Origin of the sequence: Streptomyces reniochalinae (assembly GCF_003323735.1) — a bacterium.
GTDB classification, from domain to species: domain Bacteria; phylum Actinomycetota; class Actinomycetes; order Streptomycetales; family Streptomycetaceae; genus Streptomyces; species Streptomyces reniochalinae.
The window spans coordinates 1-7,635 of the sequence record NZ_QOIM01000063.1; the positions used below are offsets into that span (position 1 = coordinate 1).

1 protein-coding gene is annotated in these 7,635 nt (G+C 74.3%); it reads left to right on the forward strand.

Features of this window, described 5'->3' with window-relative positions; all coding sequences use genetic code 11:
• The coding region (locus DQ392_RS34730) for a type I polyketide synthase (RefSeq protein ID WP_114019539.1) at positions 1-7,635 on the forward strand (7,635 nt) is incomplete at both ends.

Sequence of the window (7,635 nt, forward strand, 5' to 3'; positions counted from 1 at the left end):
CCGACAACAACAGCGACGCTGAAACAGATACCCCCACCGTCCTCACCACCCTCCACCCCGACCACCACGACACCCACGCCCTCACAACCACCCTCGCCCACGCCCACACCACCACCCACCCACTGACCTGGCACCACCCCCCCCCCCACACCCCCACCCCCCTCCCCACCCACCCCTTCACCCACCACACCTACTGGCCCGATCGCATCGTCGCGGCGGGCGACCTGGGCAGTGCCGGGCTCGCTTCCGCGGGGCATCCGTTTCTGGCGGCAGGTACCGAGATCGCCAACGGAGAAGGGCACCTGTTCGCCGGGCGTATCTCGTTGAAGTCGCATCCGTGGCTGGCCGAGCACGTGGTGCTGGAGCGGGCCGTGCTGCCGGGGACCGCGTTCGTCGAGCTGGCTCTGCACGCCGCACACCACACCGGTGCGGGCGCCATCGGAGAACTGACGTTGCAGGCGCCGCTGATGCTGCCCGAGCGCGGGGGCGTGCAGCTGCAAGTGGTCGTGGGCGGGGACGGCGGCGACGGTGAGCGGTCGGTCACCATCCACTCGCGGCCGGAACCCGCCGACGCGGACGCGGAGCCCGATACGTGGACGTGCCACGCGGTGGGGACACTGGCCGGCGCGGCGGCAACGGCGCCGCGCTCCGGGGCGGCCTGGCCGCCGGAGGGCGCCGAGCCGCTGGCCGTCGAGGGCGTGTACGACCGCTTCGCCGAGGCGGGTCTGGCCTACGGGCCGGCGTTCCGGGGCTTGCGCGCCGCCTGGCGGCGTGGCGAGGACGTATACGCCGAGGTGGAGTTGCCGGAGGGGGTCGGCGCGGACGGGTTCGGGCTGCACCCCGCTCTGCTGGACGCGGCGCTGCACGCGACGGCGTTGGACCCGGGCGGTGACGGGGTCAGGGCCCGGCTGCCGTTCGCCTGGCACGGGGTGGCGGTGCACGCCGTGGCCGCCAGTTCCGGACGCGTACATCTGCGCCGGAACGGCGAGGGTGCTGTGTCGCTGGCGGTCGCCGATGCCGCAGGTGCCCCGGTGGCGTCCGTGGAGACGCTGGCCGCGCGTCCGGTCGCGGCGGAGTCGTGGTCGGCCGCGGGCGGCAGGCGGGACGAGATGTACCGGCTGGAGTGGACGCGGACCGACGTGGAGGCCGAGCCGGGTGCCGCCGGGGAGGGGAAGGCCGTCGAGGGTTGGGCCGTCGTCGGGCCTGACGCGCCGCTGCTCGAACCGGAGGGCGCGGGGTCCTGCCCGGCGTGTTTCGACAGTCTGTCCGCGCTGCGTCACGCCGTGCGGGACGGTGCCCCGGTGCCGCGGTCGGTGTGCGTGCGGCTGCGCGGAGGGGACGCGTCCGATCAGCACGTCGGTTCGGCGGTTCTCGCCTCGACGACCCGCGCCTTCGACCTGGTGCGGGACTGGCTCGCCGACGACACGTTCGCGGCTGCTCAGCTGGTCGTGCTGACGTCCGGCGCCGTGGCCGTACGGGAGGGCGAAGCCGTTCGGGATCTGGGCGCCGCCGCCGTGTGGGGACTGCTGCGCACGGCGCAGTCGGAGCATCCGGGGCGGTTCGTCCTCGTCGACACCGATCCCCGTGCCACCGGCGTGCCCGCGCGGCAGCTGGCCGCGGCGACGGCGGGCGGGGAGCCGCAGCTCGCTCTGAGAGACGGCGAGGCCCACGTGCCCCGCCTGCTGCGGGTGCGGACGCGGGACGCCCTTCAGCCGCCTGCGGGCGTCTCCAGGTGGCGGCTGGATGTGAGTGAGCCCGGCACCCTGGACAACCTCGCTCTTGTCGCACGCGCCGAGGACGAGCCCGGCGCACCGGGGCGCCCTTTGGAGGGCATGGACGTGCAGGTGGCCGTTCGGGCCGCCGGCATGAACTTCCGCGACGTGCTGCTCACGCTGGGCCTGTACCCCGACGAGGCGGTCATCGGCGGGGAGGCGTCCGGCGTGGTGACCGCGGTCGGGCCCGAGGTGACCGGCCTGCGGCCCGGGGACCGGGTGATGGGCCTGTTCCACGACGGTGCCATGGGGCCCGTCGCGGTGACCGACCGGCGGCTGCTGACGGGCGTGCCGGCGGGCTGGTCGTTCGCGCAGGCCGCCGGCGCACCGATCGTCTTCCTTACGGCCTACTACGCGCTCACCGAACTCGTGCGGCCCGTACCGGGGCAGCGGCTGCTGATCCATGCGGCCACCGGCGGTGTGGGCATGGCCGCCACCCAACTCGCCCGGCACCTGGGCATGGAGGTCTTCGGTACCGCGAGCCCGCCCAAGTGGGACGCGATGCGCTCGCAGGGGTACGACGACGCGCACACCGCGAACTCGCGCACCCTGGACTTCGCGGAGGAGATCCTTCAGGCGACGGGAGGCGAGGGGGTCGACGTCGTCCTCAACTCCCTCGCTCAGGAGTTCGTCGACGCGTCGCTGCGGCTGCTGCCGAACGGCGGGCACTTCCTGGAGATGGGCAAGACGGACCTTCGCGACGTCGCGGAGGTGGAGGGCCGCCATCCGGGGGTCACCTACCGCCCCTTCGAGATGTTCGAGTCGGGTCCCGACCACATCCACCGGATGCTGACCGCGCTCGACGGCCTGTTCGCCGAGGGTGTGCTGCGGCCCCTGCCCGCCACGGCCTACGACGTGCGGCACGCGCTGCCCGCCTTCCGCCGGCTGGGCCAGGCAGGTCACCTCGGCAAGCTCGTCCTCACCCTGCCGCGGCGCCCCGATCCGGCGGGCACGTTCCTGGTGACCGGCGGCACCGGCGCACTGGGCGCGCTCGTCGCCCGCCACCTGGTGGAGCGGCACGGCGCCCGCCACCTGCTGCTGCTCAGCCGCCGGGGACGCGACGCCGAGGGGGCGGCGGAGCTGGAGGCCGAACTGGCCGGGCTGGGTGCCCGGGTGACGGTCGCCGCCTGCGACGCCGCCGACGAGACCGCCCTGGCCGCGGTGCTGGACGCCGTACCCGAGGAGCACCCGCTGACCGCCGTGGTGCACACGGCGGGCGTCGCCGACGACGCGGTTCTCACCTCGCTGACCGGCGACCGGCTCGCCCCCGTCCTGCGGCCCAAGGTGGACGGGGCGTGGAACCTGCACCGGCTGACGCGCCACCTGGACCTGTCGGCCTTCGTGCTGTTCTCGTCCGTGGCGGGCGTCATGGGCAACCCGGGGCAGGCCAACTACGCGGCCGCGAACACCTTCTTGGACGCGCTCGCCGAGCACCGGCGCGCCACGGGCCTGCCCGCCACCTCGCTGGCGTGGGGTCTGTGGGAGCAGAGCAGCGGCATCTCGGGCAAGCTCCTGGGCGAGGCCGAGCGGGGCGGCGCGCGCTCGCTGCTGACGCCGCTGCCCACGAAGGAGGCGCTGGACCTCTTCGACGAGGGAGCGTGCGCCGCGCACTCCGTGCTGGTGCCGGCCCGGATGAACATGCCGGCGCTGCGGGCCGCGGCCGACGCGCTGCCGCCGATGGTCCGCTCGCTGCTGCCACGGCGGCGGCCGACAGCGCGTGCGACGGGTGAGACGTCCTCCTCGCTGCACCAGCGGCTTGCCGGCCGTACGGCGGCGGAGCAGCGGCGGATCCTGCTGGATCTGGTCCGCGAGCACGTCGGCGCGGTGCTCGGACGTGCGCCGTCGGAGCCCGTCGCCGCTGAACGTCCCTTCCAGGAGTTGGGCTTCGACTCCCTCACGGCGGTGGAACTGCGCAACCGTATGAACGCCGCGACGGGGCTGCGGCTGTCCCCCACCGTGATCTTCGATCACCCTTCGGCCGCCGCTCTCGCCACGCACCTGCACACCCTCACGGCGGCGCCGGGGGCGGACGCCGCGGAGCCGACCGCCGACGCCGCGCAGACGTCCCGCGACGCCGGGGACGGTGGGGACGCCCTGTTCGCGATCGTCGGCATGGCCTGCCGCTATCCAGGGGGGATCGCCTCCCCCGACGACCTGTGGCGCGTCGTGCTGGAGGGCAGGGAAGTGATCGGCGAGTTCCCCGCGGACCGCGGCTGGGACATCGCGGACCTCTACGACCCCGACCCGGAGCAGCCTGGGAAGACCTACACGACGCGGGGCGGATTCCTCGACGCCGCGGGCGACTTCGACGCCGGGTTCTTCGCGATGAGCCCCCGGGAAGCGCTGGCCACCGACCCGCAGCAGCGGCTGCTGCTGGAGACGAGCTGGGAGACCCTGGAGCGGGCCGGGATACCGCCCGCCTCGCTGCGCGGCTCACGGACCGGCGTGTACGTGGGCATGGCCGACCACCACTACGGGCTGGGCGCGGACCAGACGTCGGCCGACTCCCTGGAGAGCTTCCTGCTGACCGGAGCCACCAGCAGCGTCGCGTCCGGCCGCGTCGCCTACGTGCTCGGACTCGAAGGCCCCGCCGTCACCGTGGACACGGCCTGTTCCTCGTCGCTGGTCGCCTTGCACATGGCCTGCCAGGCCCTGCGCAGCGGCGAGTGCGACCTGGCCCTGGCGGGCGGAGTGACCGTGATGTCCTCCCCCGCGATCTTCACCGGGTTCAGCCGCCAGCGCGGGCTGTCCCCGGACGGCTCCTGCAAGGCCTTCGCGGCCTCGGCGGACGGTACCGGGTTCTCCGAGGGCATCGGGATGCTGCTCGTCGAGCGGCTGTCCGAAGCGGAACGCAAGGGGCACAACGTGCTCGCGGTCGTCCGCGGCAGCGCCGTCAACCAGGACGGCGCCAGCAACGGGCTGACCGCACCCAACGGCCCCTCGCAGCAGCGCGTGATACGTCAGGCCCTCGCCGGGGCCGGCCTCTCCCCCGGCGAACTGGACGTCGTCGAGGCGCACGGCACCGGCACCACCCTCGGCGATCCCATCGAGGCGCAGGCGGTCATGGCCGTGTACGGGCAGGACAGGCCGGCGGACCGCCCGGTGCGGATGGGCTCGGTGAAGTCCAACATCGGGCACGCGCAGCAGGCCGCGGGCGTGGCCGGTGTCATCAAGATGGTGCAGGCGATGCTCCACGGCGTCCTGCCGAAGTCCCTGCACATCGACGCGCCGACGCCGCACGTCGACTGGGAGGCGGGCGGCGTCGAGCTGCTGACCGAGACCACCGAGTGGCCCGAGACGGGGCGCCCCCGGCGGGCCGCGGTCTCCTCCTTCGGCATCAGCGGCACCAACGCGCACGTCGTCCTCGAACAGCCCCCGGCCGCCGACGCGCGATCCGCCGCGGCGGCGGAGCGGCCCGCGGCGTTCGCGGGAGCGCCGCTGCCGTGGACGGTCTCGGCCCGCGACGGCCAGGCGCTCAAGGACCAGGCGGCGGCCCTGCGGGACCTGCTGCGCGACCATCCGGACCTGGATCTCGCCCAGACCGCCGGCGCGCTGGCCACCACACGGTCTCCCTTCGAGCACCGCGCCGCTGTCGTCACCGGTGACCGGGGCGAACTCCACGAAGCGCTGGAGGCGCTGGCCTCAGGTGAGCCCCACGCGGCCCTGGTCGAAGGGGTCGCGGGAAGCGACGCGGGACGTACCGTCTTCGTCTTTCCCGGGCAGGGCTCCCAGTGGGCGGGCATGGCGCTCGACCTGCTCGACAGCTCGCCCGAGTTCGCCGCCCGCGTGCGCGCGTGCGACGCGGCGGTGGAGCAGCACGCCGGCTGGTCGCCGCTGGCCGTGCTGCGCGGTGATCCCGGCGCACCCTCCCTGGAGCGGGTGGACGTCGTACAGCCGGTGCTGTTCACCGTGATGGTGGCGCTGGCCGAGCTGTGGACCTCCTGCGGCGTGGCCCCGGACACCGTCGTCGGCCACTCCCAGGGCGAGATCGCCGCCGCCTGCGTCGCGGGCGCGCTGTCCCTGGACGACGCCGCCCGCGTCGTAGTGTTCCGCAGCCGGGCCCTCACCGCGCTGGCGGGCAGCGGCGCCATGGCTTCCGTGCCACTGCCCGTCGAGGAGCTGACGGCACGCCTGGAGGCGCTGTCAGGGCGGGTGGGCGTCGCGTCGGTCAACGGGCCCGACACCACCGTGGTCTCGGGCGATCCCGGCAGCGTCGAGCAGCTCGTGGCCGACTGCCGCGCCGACGGCGTGCGGGCGCGGACGATCCCCGTGGACTACGCCTCGCACTCGCACCACGTGGAGGCGATCCGCGACGAGTTGCTGAAGGTGCTCGACCCCATCGAGCCCCGCTCGGCCGACGTGCCGTTCCTGTCCACGGTGACCGGTGAACTCATCGACACCGCCCGCCTGAACGCCGACTACTGGTACCGCAACCTGCGCCACACCGTGCTGTTCGCCGACGCGACACGGGCCGCACTCGACAGCGGCCACAGCCTGTTCGTCGAGGTCAGCCCGCATCCGGTGCTGACCGTGGGCCTCCAGCAGAGCCGCGACCACGCCGGTGCGAGCGCCACCGTGGTCGGCACGGTGCGCAAGGACCACGACGGCCCACGCGAGTACCTGACCTCCTTGGCGCGGGCGCACGTGGGCGGCGCCCACGTCGACTGGCACCGGGTCTTCCGCCCGCACCGCTGCGTACCGGCGGTCGAACTGCCGACCTACGCCTTCCGGCGGCGCCGCTACTGGCTGCTGCCGTCGGCGGGCCGGGCAGGTGCCTCCTCGGCGGGCCTGGTCGGCGCCGGGCACCCCCTGCTCGGGGCGGCGCTCCCGCTGGCCGGAGACGACCGGTGCGTGCTCACGGGACGGCTGTCGGCACGGACCAGTCCCTGGCTGGCCGACCACACCGTGTTCGGCGCGACCGTGCTGCCCGGCGCGGCGTTCGCGGAGTTCGCGCTGTTCGCGGCAGCGCAGACCGAGTGCGGCACAGTCGACGACCTGACGCTGCTGGCCCCGCTGGTACTGCCCGAGCAGGGCGCCGTCCAGGTGCAGATCATCATCGACGCCCCGGACGCGGAGGGACGTCGCGGACTCGCCGTCCACTCCCGTCCCGAATCGCCGGAGCTGGACGCCCCGTGGACCCGGAACGCCCAGGGCAGGCTGTCGTCCGCCGACTCGCCGCCTCCGTCACCCCTTTCGCCCACGGCGGAGGTCTGGCCGCCGCCCGGAGCCTCACCGTGCGAGACGAGCGAGGCGTACGACCGGTTCGTCGCGGCCGGAATGGAGCACGGGCCGGTGTTCCAGGGCCTGCGCGCCGCCTGGCGCCGAGGCGACGAGCTGTACGCGGAGGTGGACCTCCCGGAGGAGGTCCAGACGGACGGCTACGGCCTGCACCCCGCCCTGCTCGACTCGACGCTGCACGCGCTCGGCCTCACGGACCGCGGCGGCTCCGCACAGCAGGCGTGGCTGCCGTTCGCCTGGAGCGGCATGACCCTGTACGGCGGACACGGAGCGAGGTCCCTGCGCGTGGCCCTCACCCCCGCGGGAGAGGACAGCGTCGGTCTTGCGCTGTCCGACAGCGAAGGCGTGCCCGTCGCGTCCATCGCCTCCCTCACGCTGCGGCCGATGAGCACGGAGCAGTTCAGCTCCGCGCTCGCACGGGACGCGGGGCTCCCCACCCTGCTGCACCTCGACTGGACGGACGCTCCCGCCGCGGGCGACAGCGGCGAGGGCACGCCGCAGTCGTGGGCGGTGTTGGGGGGTGGTGTCGGTGAGTGGTGGGAGCCGGTGGAGGGTGCGGGGCCGGATGTCGCTGTCTATCCGGACCTGGCGAGTGTGTTGCGTCAGGTGTCGGACGGTTCGGTCG